Source organism: Streptomyces sp. MGP-P1, assembly GCF_057766565.1.
On the sequence record NZ_JBYMEM010000005.1, the window covers coordinates 58345 to 77744 of the forward strand.

General features: G+C 71.9%; 20 protein-coding genes and 1 pseudogene. 12 read left to right on the plus strand and 9 right to left on the minus strand.

The genetic code is table 11. The annotated features are described in order from the left end of the window. Positions 1 to 32 precede the first annotated feature (32 nt). From AC3CH1_RS09415 to AC3CH1_RS09430, 4 genes are all read right to left on the minus strand, one after another. On the minus strand, positions 33 to 1268 hold the full coding sequence (locus AC3CH1_RS09415; protein ID WP_488463456.1) for an RNA polymerase sigma factor: 1236 nt from the start codon (positions 1266 to 1268) through the stop codon (positions 33 to 35). 137 nt (positions 1269 to 1405) lie between these two features. Continuing rightward, complete coding sequence (locus AC3CH1_RS09420; RefSeq protein WP_030084361.1) at positions 1406 to 1756, minus strand: YciI family protein; 351 nt, start codon at positions 1754 to 1756, stop codon at positions 1406 to 1408. 117 nt (positions 1757 to 1873) lie between these two features. Further along, positions 1874 to 3232, minus strand: coding sequence for a BTAD domain-containing putative transcriptional regulator (locus tag AC3CH1_RS09425; RefSeq protein ID WP_488462509.1), 1359 nt, complete (start codon positions 3230 to 3232; stop codon positions 1874 to 1876). 96 nt (positions 3233 to 3328) lie between these two features. Continuing rightward, on the minus strand, positions 3329 to 4411 hold the full coding sequence (locus AC3CH1_RS09430; RefSeq protein WP_488462510.1) for an epoxide hydrolase family protein: 1083 nt from the start codon (positions 4409 to 4411) through the stop codon (positions 3329 to 3331). Positions 4412 to 4507: 96 nt separating this feature from the next. Here AC3CH1_RS09430 and AC3CH1_RS09435 point away from each other — a divergent pair. Further along, a pseudogene (locus tag AC3CH1_RS09435) lies at positions 4508 to 4962 on the plus strand (MarR family winged helix-turn-helix transcriptional regulator). A gap of 163 nt (positions 4963 to 5125) precedes the next feature. Continuing rightward, entirely contained in the window at positions 5126 to 5650 is a 525-nt protein-coding gene (locus tag AC3CH1_RS09440; RefSeq protein ID WP_488462511.1) for a hypothetical protein, read from the plus strand. Between the two features lie 8 nt (positions 5651 to 5658). Here the strand turns inward: AC3CH1_RS09440 and AC3CH1_RS09445 are convergent, their stop codons facing one another. Together AC3CH1_RS09445 and AC3CH1_RS09450 are read right to left on the minus strand one after the other, a co-directional pair. Beyond that, positions 5659 to 6714 carry a hypothetical protein gene (locus AC3CH1_RS09445; RefSeq protein ID WP_488462512.1) on the minus strand — a complete coding sequence of 352 codons (1056 nt, stop codon included), beginning with the start codon at positions 6712 to 6714 and terminating at the stop codon, positions 5659 to 5661. A gap of 359 nt (positions 6715 to 7073) precedes the next feature. After that, complete coding sequence (locus AC3CH1_RS09450; protein WP_403903300.1) at positions 7074 to 7493, minus strand: ATP-binding protein; 420 nt, start codon at positions 7491 to 7493, stop codon at positions 7074 to 7076. 135 nt (positions 7494 to 7628) lie between these two features. Here AC3CH1_RS09450 and AC3CH1_RS09455 point away from each other — a divergent pair, with 135 nt between their 5' ends. From AC3CH1_RS09455 to AC3CH1_RS09500, 10 genes are all read left to right on the plus strand, one after another. Beyond that, a complete protein-coding gene (locus tag AC3CH1_RS09455; RefSeq protein ID WP_488462513.1) occupies positions 7629 to 8510 on the plus strand; it encodes a helix-turn-helix domain-containing protein in 882 nt (293 codons plus the stop codon). Beyond that, positions 8507 to 8698, plus strand: coding sequence for a DUF397 domain-containing protein (locus AC3CH1_RS09460; RefSeq protein WP_488462514.1), 192 nt, complete (start codon positions 8507 to 8509; stop codon positions 8696 to 8698). Before AC3CH1_RS09455 ends, AC3CH1_RS09460 begins: the two co-directional genes overlap by 4 nt. 16 nt (positions 8699 to 8714) lie before the next feature. Beyond that, positions 8715 to 8906 (plus strand): DUF397 domain-containing protein, encoded by a 192-nt coding sequence (locus AC3CH1_RS09465; RefSeq protein ID WP_488462515.1) that lies wholly within the window; start codon positions 8715 to 8717, stop codon positions 8904 to 8906. A gap of 3 nt (positions 8907 to 8909) precedes the next feature. After that, the gene (locus AC3CH1_RS09470; RefSeq protein WP_488462516.1) at positions 8910 to 9308 is read left to right on the plus strand and encodes a VOC family protein; all 399 of its coding nucleotides are present in this window, start codon (positions 8910 to 8912) and stop codon (positions 9306 to 9308) included. 411 nt (positions 9309 to 9719) lie between these two features. Further along, the gene (locus tag AC3CH1_RS09475; RefSeq protein WP_488462517.1) at positions 9720 to 10670 is read left to right on the plus strand and encodes a hypothetical protein; all 951 of its coding nucleotides are present in this window, start codon (positions 9720 to 9722) and stop codon (positions 10668 to 10670) included. Between the two features lie 6 nt (positions 10671 to 10676). Then, positions 10677 to 12278: a M16 family metallopeptidase gene (locus AC3CH1_RS09480; RefSeq protein ID WP_488462518.1), complete on the plus strand. Its 1602-nt coding sequence runs from the start codon at positions 10677 to 10679 to the stop codon at positions 12276 to 12278. Positions 12279 to 12495: 217 nt separating this feature from the next. After that, a complete protein-coding gene (locus tag AC3CH1_RS09485) occupies positions 12496 to 13128 on the plus strand; it encodes an RNA polymerase sigma factor (RefSeq protein WP_488462519.1) in 633 nt (210 codons plus the stop codon). Then, positions 13116 to 14117, plus strand: a complete 1002-nt coding sequence (locus AC3CH1_RS09490) for a CU044_5270 family protein (protein WP_488462520.1) — start codon at positions 13116 to 13118, stop codon at positions 14115 to 14117. Before AC3CH1_RS09485 ends, AC3CH1_RS09490 begins: the two co-directional genes overlap by 13 nt. A gap of 157 nt (positions 14118 to 14274) precedes the next feature. After that, positions 14275 to 15270 carry a type I pantothenate kinase gene (coaA, locus tag AC3CH1_RS09495; protein ID WP_007453141.1) on the plus strand — a complete coding sequence of 332 codons (996 nt, stop codon included), beginning with the start codon at positions 14275 to 14277 and terminating at the stop codon, positions 15268 to 15270. A gap of 47 nt (positions 15271 to 15317) precedes the next feature. After that, positions 15318 to 16286 (plus strand): DUF389 domain-containing protein, encoded by a 969-nt coding sequence (locus AC3CH1_RS09500; protein WP_488462521.1) that lies wholly within the window; start codon positions 15318 to 15320, stop codon positions 16284 to 16286. 45 nt (positions 16287 to 16331) lie between these two features. On the opposite strand, the gene glmM is transcribed toward AC3CH1_RS09500, so the two are convergent. The 3 genes from glmM to rplM all read right to left on the minus strand — a co-directional run bounded on the left by glmM (position 16332) and on the right by rplM (position 18996). Next, positions 16332 to 17690: a phosphoglucosamine mutase gene (gene glmM / locus AC3CH1_RS09505; RefSeq protein WP_488462522.1), complete on the minus strand. Its 1359-nt coding sequence runs from the start codon at positions 17688 to 17690 to the stop codon at positions 16332 to 16334. Positions 17691 to 17971: 281 nt separating this feature from the next. After that, positions 17972 to 18508 (minus strand): 30S ribosomal protein S9, encoded by a 537-nt coding sequence (gene rpsI, locus AC3CH1_RS09510; RefSeq protein WP_397919916.1) that lies wholly within the window; start codon positions 18506 to 18508, stop codon positions 17972 to 17974. 44 nt (positions 18509 to 18552) lie between these two features. Further along, the gene (gene rplM / locus AC3CH1_RS09515) at positions 18553 to 18996 is read right to left on the minus strand and encodes a 50S ribosomal protein L13 (RefSeq protein ID WP_007453147.1); all 444 of its coding nucleotides are present in this window, start codon (positions 18994 to 18996) and stop codon (positions 18553 to 18555) included. Positions 18997 to 19400: the final 404 nt, after the last annotated feature.

Genomic DNA, 19400 nt, shown 5'->3' on the forward strand with positions numbered 1-19400 from the left:
TCCGCGGACAGCGGGCTCCCCTACTCCCCCAGCTACTCCCCCAGCTTCCGGCGCAACGCGGCCCGCTCCGGCTCGGTCCCCGCGAGCGCCAGCGCCTCCCGGTACGCCTCGGCGGCCTCCACGTCCCGCCCCAGCCGGCCGAGCAGGTCCCCCCGCGCCACGACGTACGGCGGGTACCCCCGCAGCCGGGGCTCCCCCGCCAACGCGTCGAGCAGCGCGAGACCGGCGCCCGGCCCGTCCCGCATCGCCACCGCCACGGCGCGGTTCAACGCCACCACGGGGGACGGGGTGAGCGTGAGGAGCACGTCGTACAGGGCCACGATCTGCGGCCAGTCCGTGGCCGCCACGTCCGCCGCCTCGTCGTGCAGGGCGGCGATGGCGGCCTGCACCCCGTAGGGCCCGGCCGGCCCGCCGGTCAGCGCCCGGACGACGAGGGCGCGGCCCTCCTCGATCATCGGCCGGTCCCAGCGGCCCCGGTCCTGGTCCGCCAGGAGCACCGGCTCGCCCTCCGGTCCGGTCCGCGCGTCGCGCCGGGCGTGGACGAGGAGCAGCAGCGCGAGGAGCCCGGCGCTCTCCCGCTCGGCGGGCAGCAGCCGGTGCAGTATCCGGGCCAGCCGGAGCGCCTCCTCGGCCAGGTCGAGCCGCTGGAGACGTGGCCCCGAGCTGGCCGCGTACCCCTCCGTGAAGACCGAGTAGAGGACCTGGAGGACGCCGGGCAGCCGCTCGGGCAGTTCGTCGGGGCCGGGCACCCGGAACGGGATCCGGGCCTCGCGGATCTTCTTCTTGGCCCGCACGATGCGCTGGGCCATGGTCGCCGTCGGCACGAGGAACGCTCGCGCCACCTCCGGTGTGGTGAGCCCGGCGAGGCAGCGCAGGGTCAGTGCGGTGCGGTCCTCGGCGGCGAGGGCGGGGTGGGCGCAGGTGAAGAACAACTGGAGCCGGTCGTCGGGGAGTTCGCCGATCGCTGCGGTGTCGGTCACGGGGGCGACGGCCTCGGCCCGTTCCGCGTCGGCCTGGAGGACGGCGAGCCGGGCCGCGTACGCCTGGTCGCGCCGCAGCCGGTCCACCGCCCGCCGCCGCGCCGTCGTCAGCAGCCAGGCCCCGGGGCGGGCGGGGACGCCCTCGGCGGGCCAGTGCCGCAGGGCGGCCTCGATCGCCTCGGACGTCACCTCCTCGGCCAGGTCGAGGTCGCCGAACCGGCGGACGAGGGAGGCGAGCAGCAGCCCGCGCTCCTCGCGGAACACCGCCTCGACGGCTTCGGCCACCACCCGGCCCTCGCGCGGGGAAACGCCCTCCCCCGAGAGCCCCTCCCCCGACGGCTCCTCGCCCGGGGGCTCCTCCCGTGGGGACTCCTCCCGTGGGGACTCGCCCTCCCCCGGGGGCACGCCCTCGCCCGCCACGGCTCTCAGGCCCCGAAGTCCGCGACCGGCCGGACGACGACCGAGCCGCCGTCCCGCGAGCCGGGACAGCGCGCGGCCCAGTCGAGGGCGGCGTCGAGGTCGGGCACGTCGATCACGAGGAACCCGCCCAGCAGCTCCCGCGTCTCGGCGAACGGCCCGTCCGTCACGGTCCGCTCCCCCGTCGGCGAGACCCGCACGGTGGTCGCGGTCACCAGGTCGGCCAGCGACTCCCCGGACACGTGGATTCCGGCGTCGCGTACGGCCTTGTCGTAGGCCATCCAGTCCTCGACGGTGCACTCGGGCGCACCGCCCTGCTCGTCGACGGCCCCGCTGTGGATCAGCAGCATGTACTTCATGGTCGGCTCCTTCTCGCCTGTGTCGCCTGTGTCGCCTGTGTGGTCCCAGCCTCAGGGCTGCTTACACCATGACGACGATCGGGACCGGCCCGGATCGACACACCGCCCGCGTCTTTTTCACGACGGGCCCTCCGCGCCCGCCCCCGCCCGCCCGCAGACGCCCATGTTGCACCAGCGGCGTCGCCCGCCCGCGTCGAGGAAGAGCCACCCGCAGCCCTTCCCCGGGCAGACGCGGACGGTGAGGCGGCGGGGGGCGGCGAGCAGGTCCGCGGCGCGCTGGGCCACGGCGTACAGCGGGAGCCGGGGCCCGGAATCAGGGTGCGGGCTCCAGCGCCCGAGGCCGTCGTCGCCCCGGACGAAGACCGCGTGGCGCATGGCCTCCTGGGCCACCTCGGCGACCCGGGCGAACGCCCCGTCGTCGCCCTGGCCCCGCTCCTCCGTGAGACAGCCGTACAACGCGCTCCGGAACTCCCGCGCGCCGGCGAGTGCGGCGCTCGCCTCCTCGGGCCGCTCCTCCGCCCTCCGCAGCAGCCGGGTGACCGTACGGTCGTCGAGGAGGTCCAGGTGCCCGGCCCAGATCGCGAGCGAGCGGTAGCCGGGGAGCCACTCGGAGCCGGGCAGCCGCGCGCCGCCCCACCCGGCGTAGGTGTTGCAGAACTCCAGGGCGGGGTCCCCGCTGGTGTTCCACGGGAGCCACACCCCCCGCACCCGTACGGCGTACCTGGGTGGCGCGGGCCGCCGCAGGTCGGGGTCGTCCCGGCGTACCCGGTCGTACAGGGTCCGCAGGTCCCGCCCCGGCTCGGCGCCGAAGGCGGACCGCAGGGTGTCGCACGTGGCCCTGTACAGCCCGAGCGCGTCCGCCGAGCGTCCGCTGCGGTGCAGGGCGACCATGCTGTCCGCGACGAGGCGTTCCCGCTCGGGGTGCTCCTCGGCGAGCGCGGGCAGCTCGGCGGCCACGCGCTCGTGCCGCCCCAGCGAGAGGAGGAGCCGGGCGCGCTCCTCCGCCGCCGACAGCCGCAGCGCGGCGAGCGGCCGGCCGATCCGGTCGCGCAGGGCCTCGTCCGCGACGTCCGCGAGCGGTTCCCCCCGCCACAGCTCCAGCGCCCGGTCGTAGCGGAGCACCCGCTCCTCGTCGTCCACGGCCGCCGAGGCGTCGCGCACGGCGTCCTCGAAGGCGCGGGCGTCGATCTCGTGACCGTCGGGGCGCAGGACGTAGCCGTCGTTCCGCGTCTCCAGCCGTACGCCGTCGGGCCCGAGGGCGGCGCGCAGCCTGCCGACGTACGTGTGCACGGTGGACCGGGCCCCGGCCGGGGCCTCGCCGTTCCAGAGCAGGTCGATGAGCCTGCCGGTCGGAACGGCCCGGCCCGCCTCCAGCGCGAGGACGGCCAGCAGGCACCGCTCCTGACGGCGCAGGCCCGCGAGTACGGTCCGCCCCCGGTGGAGGACGACGAAGGGCCCGAGCAACTGGAATTCCATCGGGAAAGCATCCAGCCGCCCCGGCCCCGGGGCCACCCCTCCGATCCGACGCCCCGACGATCACCGCGTGAGACGAGCGAGGAAGAAGTCCGGTCGCTACGCGAGGCGGTTGAGGAAGAAGTCCCGGACGTCCTCGGCGAACAGCTCCGGCACCTCCATCGCGGCGAAGTGACCGCCGCGGTCGAACTCCGACCAGTGCCTGATGTCGTACAGCCGCTCGGCCAACGGTCGCACCGACTGCGTGATGTCGTGGGCGAACACCGCCACGCCGACCGGCACCGGGCACGGCTCGGTCCGCCGCGCCGCCTCCCGGTGCAGCCGCGCCGAGGAGGCCGCGGTGGCGGTCAGCCAGTACAGCGATACGTCGGTGAGCATCCGCTCGTCGCTGATCGGCGTACGGGGGTCGGCCCACTGGGCGAAGCGCTCGGCGATCCAGGCCAGTTGGCCGACCGGCGAGTCGGTCAGCGCGTAGCCGATGGTCTGCGGGGTGGCGGACTGGAGGGCCTGGTAGGGCGGACGGTGCGCCATCATGCGCCTGACCTTGTCCAGCCGGGCCTCGTCCTCATCGGACAGGTCGACGCCGGCGTCCGGGTCCGGCCGGGTCGGCAGGTAGTTCACGTGCACGCCGACCACCTGCTCGGGCGCCACCGCTCCGAGCGCCATGGAGATGCCCGAACCGAAGTCACCGCCCTGCGCGCCGTAGTGCTCGTACCCGAGCCGCCGCATGAGCTCCGCCCAGGCCCGTGCGATCCGGACCATGTCCCAGCCGCGCTCGTGGGTCGGTCCGGAGAAGCCGTAGCCCGGGATGGACGGGATCACCAGGTGGAAGTCGCGCGCCAGCGGCCCGATCACGTCGAGGAACTCCAGGAAGGACCCGGGCCAGCCGTGGGTGAGTATCAGCGCGAGTGCGTCCGGTCTCGGGGACCGGACGTGGACGAAGTGGACGTTCTGGCCGTCGATCTCGGTGGTGAAGTGCGGAAGTTCGTTGAGCGCGGCCTCGTGCTCACGCCAGTCGTACCCGGTGCGCCAGTGGTCGGCCAGTTCCTTGAGCCGCGCCAGCGGGAAGCCGTAGTCCCACCCCGCGTCGGCGATCTCGTTGGGCCAGCGGGTGCGGAGGAGCCGGTCGTTCAGGTCGTCCAGGTCGGCCTGGGGAACGTCGATGCGGAACGGCTTGATCATGGTGGCACCTTCGATATTCATTGGTGGAACCAACGTTGGCTTGACCCACCGTACGCCTGATCGTGGGTTCGGCCAACGAGTTGTTACATTGCGTCGGTGGACACGGAACATGGGACGCCGCAGCGGCTGCGCGCGCTGTCGAGCAGGCTGGTCAACCAGGCGGCACTGGCCGCGAACCGGATCGTGGACCGGGAGCTGACCCGGCCGGCGCCCGGCGCTACCACTACGCCCTGCTGGCGGCGGCGGAGGAGTACGGCCCGTCGAGCCAGGCCGACCTCGGCCGCCGCACGGGCATCGACCGCAGCGACATGGTGGCGACGGTCAACGACCTGGCCGAAAGGGGGCTCCTGGAGCGCGCACCCGACCCGGAGGACCGCCGGCGCAACGTCATCACCCTCACCCCGGCGGGACGGAGGGAACTCACCCACCTCGACGGGCTGCTCGCCGCCGCACAGGACGAGTTCCTCGCCCCCCTGCCCGCAGCCGACCGACGGGATCTGATCGACCTGCTCACCCGCCTCGTGGACCATCACCGCGGCGACCACGGCTGAACGCGGGGCAACGCACCGCGCGCGGGGAAAAAGCAGGGGAACGCACGGACCGCCTTCGCCCCCAGGCTCTCGGCTCGGCCGCGTCGTGGTGAGCTTTTGGTCAGCGGCCAGGGACATGCTCGGGGCTCCGGCGATCCCGACCTCTGACTCATGGGGAGTTCTCATGCGCGGTACCACTCTCGGCGCTCTCGGCACGGCCTGCGCGGCCCTGGTGACACTCGGCACGGTCCCTGCGGCGGCTGCCCCGGCCACCGCCCCTCCGCAACGATCCGGCTGGGAACCGGCCCCCTCGGCCCCCTGGGACGTCGCGGCGGGCGAGCGGTGCGCGTTCGCCATCCACGGCGAGCCGGTCGTGGACGAGGTCGTACGGCGCGAACTGCCGCCGCCCGCCGAGGGCGTGACGCGGAGCGCGTACAAGGGCGACCTCGTGGTCCGGGTGACGAACAAGGAGACCGGGGCCCACTACGACGCCGACGTGAGCGGCTCCGCCGTGGTCGACGTGTACGCCTCCGGGGCCCAGTTCTGGCGCGTGGCGGGCCCGGTGCTGTTGGGCGTCGGGAACGGCAACCTCGCACGGGGGATGTACGTCGTCGACGGCGTCTACACGATCCGCATCAGCCCGACGGGAGCCAAGACCGTGACGGGCCCGGTCGTCGCGACGGACAGCATCTGCGACCGCATCGGCTGATCACGTGATCACGCGTCGAGCAGGCACGGCAAGTCATCGGCGTACGCGCGGACGTCGCGGCACTCTCCGCAGCACCCCGGCACGGACGACCGGAAGGCCCGGTCGCAGGCGTCGCAGTTCTGGAGCGGCACGACGGGCACGGCGGCGGGCGGGGGCGGCGGAAGGAGGGCGATGAGCCGGTGCCGCAGCAGCTTCGCCGGGTGCCGGAGGGGCACGGGCGGATCGTCGGTGAGCGCGCCCCGCACGACGTCCGGCCGCACGCCCCGCTCCAGCCAGGCGGCGACGCCGGGGGTGAGCCGCTCCACGTCCACCTCGGAGAGGACGAACAGGGGCGCGGAGACCTGGAGCCCCGCGAGGAGGCGGGCGGCCTCGTCGAACAGCGCGGCGCTGGGCCTGCGGGGGAAGGGCAACGGCGGGGGCGGCGGCTTGGGCGCGGCGGGCACCGGCACGAGCCGGGGCTCGGGTGCGGGTGCGGGTGCGAATTCACGTTCCGGTGCGGGTGCGGGCTCGGGTGCGGGCTCGGGCGCTGGCGCGGGCTCGGGCGCGGGCTCTGGCTCTGGCTCGGGCGCGAATTCGCGTTCCGGTGACGGTGCGGGCGCGGGATCGGGCACCGCCTCCCGTACGGGCGGCTCCGGCGCGGGAGCGGGGGCGGGGTGAGCGGGAGCAGGGGCAGGAGCCGCCGCTGAGGTCTCCTCAGCCTCGGCCCCCGCCCGCCCGGCAGCCGCCTCCGGGTGGTTGTACGACTCCGTACGCGTGGTCATCCGCCCGCCCTGGACGCGCTCGCGGATGCGGCGCAGGAACCCGTGGTGCTCCAACTCCCGCAGCGCGGCGGCGATGCGCGACTCGCTCTCCGGGAAGATCGCGGCGAGCGCCTTGACGCCGATGCGCCTCCCGGCGGGCAGCGACTGGATGTGGGTGCCGAGGCCGATGGCCAGCAGGGACATGCCCCGGTGCTGGGAGAGCCGGTTGGAGATGATCGAGAAGCCGTCGGTGAGCCGGATGTTGATGTGTACGACACCGGCGGACGGGGCGCGCGGGGGCGCGCTAACCTGCTGGGTATCCATCGGGAAGCTCCTACTTCCTCGGTGGTCAGGTCCTCGATCGGGATGCCAGTCCCGGCCGGGGGCCGTCTCATGTCTGGGGTGGTGGTCAGCGTGAGCATATGCCCGCCAACAGGTCATAAATCCAGCCCGGTTGGCACACTTCACCCATGTGAGTGACGACGCGTACGCGCGCTCATGCGCCCGCGCGCCCGGGGGTAGCCACTGGCCCGCTCAGGGTCGGGTTTGGTTGGGTTATTTCCCCCGTACTCAAAGCCACGTACTGAAAAGCTTTTACGTCGCGGGTGGCCGCGACGCGGTCCGCCGCGTCGCGGCCACCCGCATCCCGGCTCACCGGATCGCGGCTCACCGGGTCGCGGTAGTCACGATCCGGTGAGAGCCACCTCCGCCCACACCGTCTTGCGCGGGAACGGCCCGTGCTCCGTGCCCCACCGCACCGACAACGCCTCGACGAGCAACAGCCCGCGCCCGCTCTCCGAGTCGGCGGCCGGGTCCCGTTTCACCGGGTCCCGGTCACCCCGGGTGTCGACGACCTCGATCCGCAGGATGTCGTCGTAGACGCTGAGCAGGATCCGGAAGTCCCGCCCCGGGACGTACCCGTGCAGCGCCGCGTTGGTCGCCAGCTCGCCGATGACGAGCCCCGCGTCCTCCAGCGGCAGACCCCAGGAGCGCAGTTGTTCGGTGGCGAGCAGCCGGGCGAGCCGGGCGCCACGGCGGGTGGCGGAGAGCTGGACGGTGAACTGTCCGGTGCGAGCCCTCGGTTGGGTGATTCTTTGGTTCATGTCACTCAGAGTGGCCGGACGTATCTACTCTGAGAAGCACTGACGCGCGTACGGACAGTGACTGTCCCCGGTGTACCGGGCCCCGTCCCCGCCGTACACGTCCGGCACACGGACACGGGTGGAGGCTTCTGCCGCATGACTGACGTGAACAACCAGGACCGCGAGGACCGCACGGCGCTCGACGGGGACGACGAGGACCGGGACTTCGGCCTGGAGGACGACTCCGGGGCGGTCATCGCGGCGGTCGGCCGGCAGATCAAGCTCTGGCGGGAGTCGGCCGGACTGCGGGCCGCCGAGCTGGGAACGGCCATCGGGTACAGCGAGAACCTGGTCTTCAAGGTCGAGGGCGGCCGACGCATCCCGAAGCCGGAGTTCCTGGACCGCACCGATGACGCCGTGGGCGCGGGCGGCAAGATCGCGGCGATGAAGCAGGACGTCGCGGAGGCCCGCTACCCGAGGAAGGTACGCGACCTGGCGAAGCTGGAAGCGGAGGCTGTCGAGATCGGCTCGTACGCGAATGGGGTGATCGACGGTCTGCTCCAGACCGAGGAGTACGCACGTGCCCTGTACCGCGAGCGGCGCCCCGCGTACAGCGAGGAAGACATCGAGCGTCTGGTGACGGCCCGCATGGCCCGACAGGTGGTCTTCGACCGACGGCCCGCGCCGCTGCTGACCTTCGTCCAGGAGGAGTCGACCCTGCGCAGGCGGACCGGAGGCAGAATGGTCCTACGCCGCCAGCTCGAACACCTGCTTGAGCTGAGCCAGTTGCGGCATGTCGAGATCCAGGTCATGCCGATGGAGGCGGAGGAGCACGCGGGCCTGGGCGGTTCGCACGAGGTGATTAAGCTCAAGGACGGAAAGACGGTCGGGCACAACGAGGTTCAGCTCATCAGCGGGCTGATCACCAACCCGCGCGAGGTGCAGATCCTGGAGATGCGGTACAACCTGATCCGGTCACAGGCCCTCACTCCTCGGCTGTCACGAGAATTCATCGAGAAACTGCTGGGAGAGACATGAACAGCACCGAGCTGACCTGGTTCAAGAGCAGCTACAGCACCAACGACGGCCCTCAGTGCGTCGAGGTCGCCGCCGCCCCCACCACCATCCACGTACGCGACTCCAAGCAACTCCCCGCCGGTGGGCCGCACCTCGGCTTCACCCCGGCCGCCTGGGCCGACTTCGTCACGTACACCTCACAGACCTGAGCCCACCGGGAGAGACGTGAACAGCACCGATCTGACCTGGTTCAAGAGCAGCTACAGCACCAACGACGGCCCTGATTGCGTCGAGGTCGCCGCCGCCCCCACCACCATCCACGTACGCGACTCCAAGCAACTCCCCACCCACGGCCCGCACCTCGGCTTCACCCCGGCCGCCTGGGCCGACTTCGTCACGTACGCGTCGGAGGCCTGAGCCATGTCCATACCGCCGACCGTGCGGGTCAAGGCCTTCGACCACCTCGTCCTCAACGTCGGGGACGTAGAGCGGGCCATCGCGTTCTACTGCGGGCCGCTGGGGCTGGAGCCCGTACGGGTCGAGGAGTGGCGGGCGGGCAAGGTGCCGTTCCCCTCGGTCCGGGTCAGCCCGACCACGATCATCGACCTGCTCGACCGTCCGCGCGGCGAGTCGAACGTGGACCACATCTGCCTCGTCGTCGACCCGCTCGACTGGCAGGAGGTCATCGACTCCGGGGTGTTCACGGTGAAGGAGGGCCCGGTCCCCCGCTTCGGGGCGCGGGGCTCGGCCACCTCGGTCTACGTGCTCGACCCGGACGGCAACACGGTCGAGCTGCGCTGGTATCCGCAGGACGCGTGATCAGGACGCTCCCCGTTCGCCCCTGTCCGGCCGCCTCACGCGCCCTGGACAAGGAGTCGGTGGAGAAGGAGGTACTGGTCGGCCGGGACCGGGGGCGGTCCTGCCCCTCGGGTCCCGGCAAGACCGCCACGACGCGAGCCCTGCCTTTCGGGTCCCGGCAAGACCGCCACGACGCGGACGCCGGGCCTGCGGAAGGCCCGGCGGCTGCGGGAAACTCCCCGGCGCAGTCGGCGCGCCGGGTGCTAGCCTCCCGTTCCGATCACCCCCACCTCGATCACCTCGATCACCACGATCACCTCCACCGCCTCGACCGCGCCCAGCGCCGTCACCTGTCCGTTCGCCGACACGCCGCGCGCTTCGTGCGCCCGGCCCCCCACCGGTCGCGTCCGCTGCCAGAACCCAAGGACCGACGTGTCTTCGACCCCCGCCCCCGACCTGATACGCGCGGAGTTCGATCTCTGCCGCCAGATCCCCTCCCTCGTGGACCTCCGCACCGCCGTACGCGGGAACGACTGGGACACCGTGGAGGCGTACTTCGACTTCCTGGACGACGAGGACGAGCGTGCCGTGGCCGCGAACCTCGTCGCCGACCTCAGTTCCTCCGAACGCTTCCTTGAACGCGTCGTGGCCGACCACGGGTCCCCCCTGGCCCGGACGCTGCTCGCCGCGCGCTACATCGTCGTGGGCTGGGACATCCGCAGCTCGTACACGGCGGAGCACGTGTCGCGGGATCAGTTCCAGACGTTCCACGCCTGGCTGCGGCGTGCCGAACAGCTGCTGATCGGCGTGTGCGCCGACGAGCCGGCGTACGCCCTCGCCTGGACGTCCCGGCTGACGACCGCCCGGGGGCTGGAACTCGGGGCGAGCGAGGCGCGACGGCGGTACGACCGGCTGGCGGAGCATCACCCGCACCACATCCAGGGGCAGATTCTGCTGCTCCAGCAGCTGTGCCCCAAGTGGGGCGGCCGGTGGGAGGACGCGTTCGGCTTCGCGCGGGCGTGCATGGACGCGGCTCCCGCCGGAAGCCACGCGGGACGGCTGGTGGCGCAGGCCCATCTGGAACGCTGGCTGGACGCCAGTGACGGCGGGCCGGGCGACTACCTGCGCCCGGCCGAGGTGCGCGACGACATCCTGGCGGCCGCCGACCGTTCCGTACGGCACCCGGACTACCGGCCGGGCTTCCACTGGGTGGGCGACCACAACGACTTCGCCGGGGCCCTGAGCCTGGGCGGTCACTACCGGGAGGCGGCCCCGTACTTCCGCACGCTCGGGGACAAGGCGACCGAGACCCCGTGGGGTTACTGGGGCGACCGGGAAGTGCAGTTCCTCAAGCACCGCAGACGCGCCATGGCGAAGGGCTGACCGACGATGACACAGCAGACCGACGGGCCCACCGCCACCGCGCGGCCCGCGAGCGTCCCCGCTCCCCCGGAACGCGGGCTCATCACCGCCACCGAGGTCGACCACATCCCGACCCTGCTGGCTCCCACGTCCGGCGGCCCGGTCACCGCCGGGCTGTACTTCCGGGTCGGGGCGGCGGACGAGACGCTGGCCACGGCCGGCCTCACCCACCTCGTGGAGCACCTGGCACTGCACCGGCACGGCGTCTCGGACCTGCACTACAACGGCTCCACCGCCGCCACCCACACCCATTTCGTGGTGTCCGGGACCACCGAGGAGGTCGTCACCTACCTCAACGGAGTCTGCGCCTCCCTGCGGGACCTGCCGGTCGAACGACTCGCCACCGAGCGGGAGATCCTGCGGACCGAGCAGGCGGGCCGCAGCCGGGGCCCCAACCACTCCCTGCCACTGTGGCGTTACGGGGCCCGGGGCTACGGGCTCGTCAGCTACCCGGAGTACGGCACGCTGCACCTGACGGCCGACGCGGTGCGCGACTGGGCCAGGACCTGGTTCACCCGGGACAACGCGACTCTGTGGATCACCGGCGACACCGTGCCCGAGGGGCTGGACCTGACCCTGCCGGCGGGCCGGAGGCAGCCGCTGCCCGCACCGTCCTCGGCCCTGCCCGTCACTCCTGCCTACATCACGGGCGGCAGCGGCGGAGTGGTGCTGGACGGCATCGTGCGGCGCAGTTCGGCGGCGTCCCTCTTCGCGGACGTGCTGGGCCGGGCGCTCTACACGGACCTGCGGCAGAAGGGCGGCTACTCCTACGCCGCCGACTGCGGCTACCACCCGCGCGACAACGACCACGCGACCATCACCGCCTACGCGGACGCGCTCCCCCAGAAGCAGGACGCGGTGGTGGGCGGCTTCATCGACGTACTGGCACGGCTGTGTGCCGGAACGATCGGGCAGGCCGAGCTGGACTCGGCCCGGGCGAAACGCCTCAAGCAGTACGAGACCCCGGACCTCGGCGCGGCCTCACTGCCCTCGCACGCGCTGAACGTACTGACGGGACACGCCAACCTCACCCCCGACGAACATCGCGCCGAACTGGCCGCCGTCACCGTCGAGGACCTGCGCGACGTGGCCCGCGAACTGCGCGCCTCCGCCCTGATCCAGGTACCGGGGCGGCCCGTGGACTGGGCGGGCTTCACCGAGGCCCCGCAGTGGTCGGCCCCGGTGGACCCCGCCCCGGCGAGCACCGTTCACCGGTCACGGGGCGACCACACCGTGAGCCTGGCCGTCGGGCCGGAGGCCGTCACCCTGGTCACACCCGACGGGCAGATCACCGTGCGGTACGACGCGTGCGCCGCGATGCGCGCCTTCCCGGACGGGGCCCGGCACCTCATCGGCTTCGACGCGTTCGTGGTGGAGGTGGAGCCGACGCTGTACGCGAAGCTCACCCCGGACCGGATCGCGCTCATCGACGCGGAGGTCCCGGCCGGGGCCGTCGTCCCCATGCCCGCACGCGACCCGGACGAGATCCCGCAGCCTGCCGCGCGACGCGGCGGGCTGAAGGGCCGGGCGCTGGGGATGCTGCGTTCCCTGCGGCCGGGACGCGGCTGACGGGCCGCACGGAACACGGAAGGGCGGAACACGGAAGTGCGGCGGCGGGCCCATGTCGGCAGGCCCGCCGCCGCCCGACTGCGGCCCGTGGCCGTACCCGTGCATCCTTCGGCCCATGAATCCTTCGGCCCGTGAACCTTTCCGGCCGTGAACCTTTCCGGCCGCTGCGGACAACAGGGGTGACAGTCACACCGACCGACGCACCCCTGGAGGCGCAGTGACCGGACCACCTCCGGCCCGCCCCGACACCGAGCACGAGGGCGAGGGCCGGGCGAGAGACGACGCGGACGTCATCGCGCAGTCCCTCGACGAACCCGAACTGTTCGCCGGGCTGTACGACCGGCACGCCCCGGACATCCACCGCTACGCCGCCCGCCGCCTCGGGGAGGGCGCGGCGGACGACATCACGGCGGAGACGTTCCTCATCGCGTTCCGCACACGGGGCCGCTACGACACCGCCCACCGGCTGGCCCGGCCCTGGCTGTACGGCATCGCCGCCAACCTGATCGGCAAGCACCGCCGTACCGAGGTCCGCGCGCTGAAGGCGCTGGCCCGGACGGGCCACGACCCGGTGGCCGCGTCCTGGAGCGACCGCTCGGACGACCGGCTGGCCGTCCAGGCCCCGCTGGCGGGCGCGCTGGCCTCACTCTCCCCCGGCGACCGGCACGTCCTGCTGCTCGTCGCCTGGGCGGACCTCGGCTACCAGGAGGTGGCCGACGCGCTGCGGATACCGCTGGGCACGGTCAGATCCCGCCTGAACCGGGCCCGCCGCAAGGTCCGCGAGGCACTGAGCACCGACCCCTCGTTCACCTCGGCCGAACAGGAGCTGAACCCGTCATGGACGAACTGACCCGACTGCGGGAGCTGCGCGCCGACGCCCCCGCCCCCGACCGCGCCGCCCTCGCCCCCGGCCGCGCACTCCTGACCGACGCCATCGCGGGCAGGAACCGCAGCTCCCGCAGGCTACGGGCCGACTGGCGGATCGCCTCGCTCGGCGCGGTGGTGGCGATCACGGCGGCGGCGTTGTTCATCACCCAGATCGTGGACACCCCCGCGCCACGGCCGTCGGCCCCGGCGACCGTGGCGGGTGACCTCGACCTGTCCAGCCCGGCCGCCGCCCTGGGGCGGGCCGCCGACTTCCTGGACCGGCAGGAGGTGCCCCCGGAGCCGCGGGCGGACCAGTGGATCTACCTCTGGGAGGTAGGCGGAGTACCGGCCCAGCCGACCAGGAAGGACGGGTCGGACCCCGAGGTGACGGGCACCCTGGAAGTGCCGGATCCCGGGCCCTCCTGGATCCCGTACGACGACAAGGCCGCAGAGAACGACGCGTCCGACACCGACTACCGGACCGCCCGCGAGTCCTACAAGATCGCCGCGGATCTCCCGGAGGCCCCCGAGGCGCTCCTCGCGGAACTGCGGAAGGTCTTCCCCACCGGCAGCGGGCCCGACGGCCCCCCCGAAGCCAAGGACGAGCACAGCTTCCGCGCCCTGTCCGTCCTGCTGGAGTCGTACCCCATCCCGCCCGGCGCTCTGGCCCGCATCTACCGGGCGATGGCCACGGTCGACGGCGTCGAGGTGACCGACCACCTGATCCGGGACGCCTCCGGCCGCCGGGTCATCGCCGTGACCCGCCAGCACGACGGGCAGGACATCCGGAGCGAGATCCTCATCGACCCGGTCGACTACAGCTACGCGGGAAGGCGCGACGTGGTCACCAGGACATACGAATTCCCCAGTTCCAGCGGGCGTGAACTCATGGTCTACCAGCGTGGAGACATGCTGATCGACGTTGCGAGGACCAAGGCCGCCGTCGTCGACGCCAAGGGCCAGAAGCCCTGACCGTACGGCTCGTACAGAACCCGGGCGCGGGCCCGGTGTCCGGCACAGGGGAGCGGACACCGGGCCCGCGGCCTTCCCCCGCCCCGCCACGCCACCAGCACACCCACGTGACCGACCCCACCCCCCACTCCGTTCAAACTCCCGCAACAATGAACAGGTGATCACCTCACCCGCACGGAGCCCCCACCGTCGCACCGAGCACGCGCCGACCCCCTACGTCGACCTCTCGCGCGACGAGTGGAGCGCACTGCGGGACAAGACCCCGCTGCCGCTGACCGCCGACGAGGTGGAGCGGCTGCGGGGGCTCGGGGACGTCATCGACCTGGACGAGGTGCGGGACGTCTATCTGCCGCTCTCCCGGCTGCTCAACCTGTACGTCCAGGCCACCTCCGGGCTGCGCGGTGCGCTGAACACCTTCCTCGGGGACGCCGGGAACGGGCACGGGGCGCAGCGGGGCACCCCGTTCGTCATAGGGGTCGCGGGCAGCGTCGCCGTCGGGAAGTCCACCAGCGCCCGTATCCTCCAGGCGCTGCTGGCCCGCTGGCCCGAGCACCCGCGCGTCGAGCTGGTGACCACGGACGGGTTCCTGCTGCCGATGAAGGAGCTCAAGGCGCGCGGGCTGACCTCTCGCAAGGGGTTCCCGGAGTCCTACGACCGGCGCGCCCTGACCCGCTTCGTCGCCGACATCAAGGCGGGCAAGGACGAGGTGACCGCACCCGTCTACTCGCACCTGATCTACGACATCGTTCCCGGCGAACGGCTCACCGTGCGCCGTCCCGACATCCTCATCGTCGAGGGCCTCAACGTCCTCCAGCCCGCACTGCCCGGCAGCGACGGCCGCACCAGGGTCGGGCTCGCCGACTACTTCGACTTCAGCGTGTACGTGGACGCGCGCGCCGAGGACATCGAGACCTGGTACCTGAACCGTTTCCGCAAGCTGCGCGCCACCGCGTTCCAGGACCCGTCCTCGTACTTCCGCAAGTACACCCAGGTCTCCGAGGAGGAGGCGCTGGACTACGCGCGCACCATGTGGCGGACCATCAACAAGCCCAATCTGCTGGAGAACGTGGCTCCGACGCGCGGCCGTGCCACCCTGGTGCTCCGCAAGGGGCCGGACCACAAGGTCCAGAAGCTGTCCCTGCGCAAGCTCTGACCGCTCCGCCCTCGCTGACCACTCCCACCCGGAAGGGCGGCCACCACGTGCTGCACCTGCGTCTGATCGTGCCCGCCGACACCACGGACGAGGTCGCCGCCCTGCTGGAGTCGACCGTCGGCACCGCCCACCTGGTGGTCCTGCCGGGCGTCGCCCGCTCCCCCGCCGGTGACGTGGTGATGTGCGACGTGGCGCGCGAGGCCGGTGACGAGCTGATCGGTGCGCTGCGCCGGCTCGGCATCGACAGGTCCGGGTCGATCACCATGGAGAACATGGAGCTGACGCTCTCCGACCACGCCGACCGGGCGGAGGAGGAGGCCCCGGGCGACGGCGCCGACGCGGTGCTGTGGGAGGAGCTGACGGAGGCGACGCACGAGGAGTCGACGTTCTCCATCACCTACGTCTCCTTCCTCGCCCTCGCCACGATGCTCGCCGCCTGCGGGGTGATGCTCGACAACGCGGTGCTGATCGTGGGCGCGATGGCGGTCGGCCCGGAGTTCGGGCCCCTGGCCGGGATCTCCACGGCCGTGGTGCAACGCGCCCCGCGCCTGGTCGCGCGGTCGCTGTGGGCGCTGATCGGCGGGTTCGCGCTGGCGATGCTGATCACCGCGGGCTTCGCCTGGCTGATGGACGCCTTCGGCCTCTTCAACAGCGGGATGATCGACAAGCCCCGGCCCAACACCGGGTTCATCTGGCACCCGGACTGGATGTCGTTCGTGGTGGCGTTCCTCGCGGGCGTCGCCGGGACGCTCTCGCTCACCTCCGCGAAGTCCGGGGCGCTGATCGGGGTGGCGATCTCGGTGACGACCGTCCCGGCCGCCGCCAACGCGGCCGTCGCGTTCAGCTACTCCGACTACCAGCAGACCATCGGCTCCGGGCAGCAGCTGCTCGCCAACCTCGGCGGGATCATCCTCGCGGGCATGCTCACGCTGCTGCTCCAGAAGGCCCTGCTGAGGTTCCGGCGCGCGCGGAAGCCCCTGGCAGGTACACCGCCAGAGGCTTCCGTACGCACGTGACCCGTACGCCGGGCCGGACCCGTACGCCGGTCGGTGAAGGGGTGCTCAGCCCAGCGCGGACTTCACCACATCGGCCAGGCGGCCCGCGACGGCCCGCGCCTGCTCGATGTCGGCGGCCTCGACCATGACCCGCACCAGCGGCTCCGTGCCCGACTGGCGCAGCAGTACGCGCCCGGTCTCGCCCAGCTCGCGCTCCGCCTCGGCGACCGCGGTGGCCAGCTCGGACGAGGTGTCGACCCGGGTCTTGTCGACATCGGGGACGTTGATCAGGACCTGCGGCAGGCGCTGCATGACCCCGGCCAGCTCCGCGAGACCCCGGCCCGTGGCGGCGACGCGGGCCGCCAGCATCAGGCCGGTCAGCGTGCCGTCGCCGGTCGTGGCGTGGTCCAGGACGATGACGTGCCCGGACTGCTCACCGCCGAGCGCGAAGCCCTCGGCCTTCATCGACTCCAGGACGTACCGGTCGCCGACCGCCGTCTGGACGAGCCGGATGCCTTCGCGCTCCATGGCCAGCTTGAAGCCGAGGTTCGACATCACGGTGCCGACGACGGTGTCCTTGCGCAGCTGACCGGCGTCCCGCATCGCGAGGGCCAGCACGGCCAGGATCTGGTCGCCGTCGACCTCCGCGCCCGCCGCGTCCACGGCGAGGCAGCGGTCGGCGTCGCCGTCGTGCGCGATACCGAGGTCGGCCCCGTGCTCGACGACGGCGGCGCGCAGCAGCTCCAGGTGGGTGGAGCCGCAGCCGTCGTTGATGTTCAGGCCGTCCGGGTCCGCCCCGATGGTGACGACCTCGGCCCCGGCCCGCGCGAACGCCTCGGGCGAGACCCGGGCGGCGGCGCCGTGCGCCTCGTCCAGGACGACCTTGAGCCCGTCGAGCCGGTTGGGCAGGACGCCGATGAGGTGGGCGACGTACCGGTCGAAGCCCTCCGTGTAGTCGGTGACCCGGCCGACGCCGGCGCCGGTCGGGCGGCTCCACGGCTCACCGGTGCGGTGCTGCTCGTAGACCGTCTCGATCCGGTCCTCCAGCTCGTCGGCGAGCTTGTGGCCGCCGCGCGCGAAGAACTTGACGCCGTTGTCGGGCATCGCGTTGTGACTGGCGGAGAGCATCACGCCGATGTCCGCGCCGAGCGAGCCGGTCAGATACGCCACGGCAGGCGTCGGAAGGACACCGACGCGCAGCACGTCCACACCGGCGCTGGCCAGTCCCGCCACGACGGCGGCCTCCAGGAACTCTCCGGAGGCTCGCGGATCCCGTCCGACCACGGCGGTCGGGCGATGGCCCGCGAAGGTGCCGGCCTCGGCGAGTACGTGCGCCGCCGCGACCGAGAGGCCGAGCGCGAGCTCGGCCGTCAGATCGGCGTTGGCGACACCGCGTACTCCGTCCGTACCGAAGAGTCGTCCCACTGGTGTCCTCCGAAGTGCTCCGAAACCACAAACAACCACTGCACAGCAAACGAAACGAACTGAGCAACCAAACAACGAAAGCGAGGAAGAAGCGCAAAAGGCGCGTCGGACGGCATGGCGCGACCGACCTGCCGGATGCGCGACGGCGCCCACCGGGCCGCGATCCCATCTGGTCCGATGAACGTCTTATGCCGATATACGCCCGCGAGCGCTGATAAACGAACGCCCCAGCAGCACAGAGTGTGCCGCCGGGGCGAACGTGACAGTCGAGCAGGCGATATTTAGCGCTTGCTGTACTGCGGGGCCTTACGGGCCTTCTTAAGACCGGCCTTCTTGCGCTCGACCGCACGGTCGTCGCGGGAGAGGAAGCCGTTCTTCTTCAGGATGGCGCGGTTGTTGTCCACGTCCGCCTCGTTCAGCGAGCGGGCCACACCGAGGCGCAGGGCGCCGGCCTGACCGGAGACACCGCCACCCGAGATGCGGGCCACGACGTCGTAGCGACCGTCGAGCTCGAGAACCTTGAAGGGCTCGTTGACTTCCTGCTGGTGCACCTTGTTGGGGAAGTAGTCCTCAAGGGTGCGACCGTTGATCTTCCACTTGCCGGTGCCCGGGATGATCCGGACGCGGGCGATGGCGTTCTTGCGACGGCCAAGGCCGGCCGCGGGCTGCGGGTCGCCGAAGCGGCCCGCGAGCGACTCGGAGGTGTACTCACCCTCGACGGGGACCTCCGACTCGAAGGTGGTCACCTCGGCGAAGGTCTCCTCGCCCTCGGTGCCCGCCGTGTCGTCGGCGGTCGTCTCAACAGTGGTCTCGGCCACGATTCTCCTCAGATCTTTCTGTATGTCTTAGGGGGTGGCCGGTACTACTGCGCGACCTGGGTGATCTCGAACGGGACCGGCTGCTGAGCAGCGTGCGGGTGCTGGTCGCCCGCGTAGACCTTGAGCTTCGAGATCATCTGGCGGCCCAGGGTGTTCTTGGGGATCATGCCCTTGATGGCCTTCTCGACGGCCTTCTCGGGGTTCTTCGCGAGAAGCTCGTCGTAGCGCACCGAACGGAGACCGCCCGGGAAGCCGGAGTGGCGGTACGCCATCTTCTGGGTCTTCTTGTTGCCGGACAGGTGAACCTTGTCGGCGTTGATGATGATGACGAAGTCGCCCATGTCCATGTGGGGGGCGTAGATCGCCTTGTGCTTGCCTCGGAGGAGGTTCGCAGCCGTGGTGGCCAGACGGCCCAGGACGATGTCCTGAGCGTCAATGATGTGCCACTGGCGCGTGACATCGCCGGGCTTGGGGCTGTACGTACGCACTTCGCAGCCTTCGCTTCTTCAGTGGATGGGATCCAGACACACGGCACCTCTGAAGCGATATGCAGCTGGGGCTCACAACCGCCGGGGACGCTGCCCGTATGCGAGCCACTGGTAACTGCTCCAGGGAACCTACGTAAGGCCCTTCGCGTGAGAACGACGAAGCCAATACGTATAACAAACCGAGAGCCTACCCGGGACCCCCCGCACGGGTCAAAACGCCCCCGTCACACCGCCCCCGTCCCCACCACTCCGGCGCTTCCAGCCCCGCCGTCGTTCGAGGCGACCTTCCCAGCCCCGCCACACCACCCCCGCCGGCGCTTGCGGCGATCCCTTCCAGCCCCGCCGACGCTTAAGGCGACCTTTCCAGCCCCGCCGGCGTTCGAGGCGACCTTCCCAGCCCCGCC

Bases quoted from the DNA above. Each gene is read 5' to 3' on its own strand.
- AC3CH1_RS09420 (WP_030084361.1), bottom strand. From the start codon at position 1,756: ATGAAGTACATGCTGCTGATCCACAGCGGGGCCGTCGACGAGCAGGGC.
- AC3CH1_RS09425 (WP_488462509.1), bottom strand. From the start codon at position 3,232: ATGGAATTCCAGTTGCTCGGGCCCTTCGTCGTCCTCCACCGGGGGCGG.
- AC3CH1_RS09430 (WP_488462510.1), bottom strand. From the start codon at position 4,411: ATGATCAAGCCGTTCCGCATCGACGTTCCCCAGGCCGACCTGGACGAC.
- AC3CH1_RS09440 (WP_488462511.1), top strand. From the start codon at position 5,126: ATGCGCGGTACCACTCTCGGCGCTCTCGGCACGGCCTGCGCGGCCCTG.
- AC3CH1_RS09445 (WP_488462512.1), bottom strand. From the start codon at position 6,714: ATGGATACCCAGCAGGTTAGCGCGCCCCCGCGCGCCCCGTCCGCCGGT.
- AC3CH1_RS09450 (WP_403903300.1), bottom strand. From the start codon at position 7,493: ATGAACCAAAGAATCACCCAACCGAGGGCTCGCACCGGACAGTTCACC.
- AC3CH1_RS09455 (WP_488462513.1), top strand. From the start codon at position 7,629: ATGACTGACGTGAACAACCAGGACCGCGAGGACCGCACGGCGCTCGAC.
- AC3CH1_RS09460 (WP_488462514.1), top strand. From the start codon at position 8,507: ATGAACAGCACCGAGCTGACCTGGTTCAAGAGCAGCTACAGCACCAAC.
- AC3CH1_RS09470 (WP_488462516.1), top strand. From the start codon at position 8,910: ATGTCCATACCGCCGACCGTGCGGGTCAAGGCCTTCGACCACCTCGTC.
- AC3CH1_RS09480 (WP_488462518.1), top strand. From the start codon at position 10,677: ATGACACAGCAGACCGACGGGCCCACCGCCACCGCGCGGCCCGCGAGC.
- AC3CH1_RS09490 (WP_488462520.1), top strand. From the start codon at position 13,116: ATGGACGAACTGACCCGACTGCGGGAGCTGCGCGCCGACGCCCCCGCC.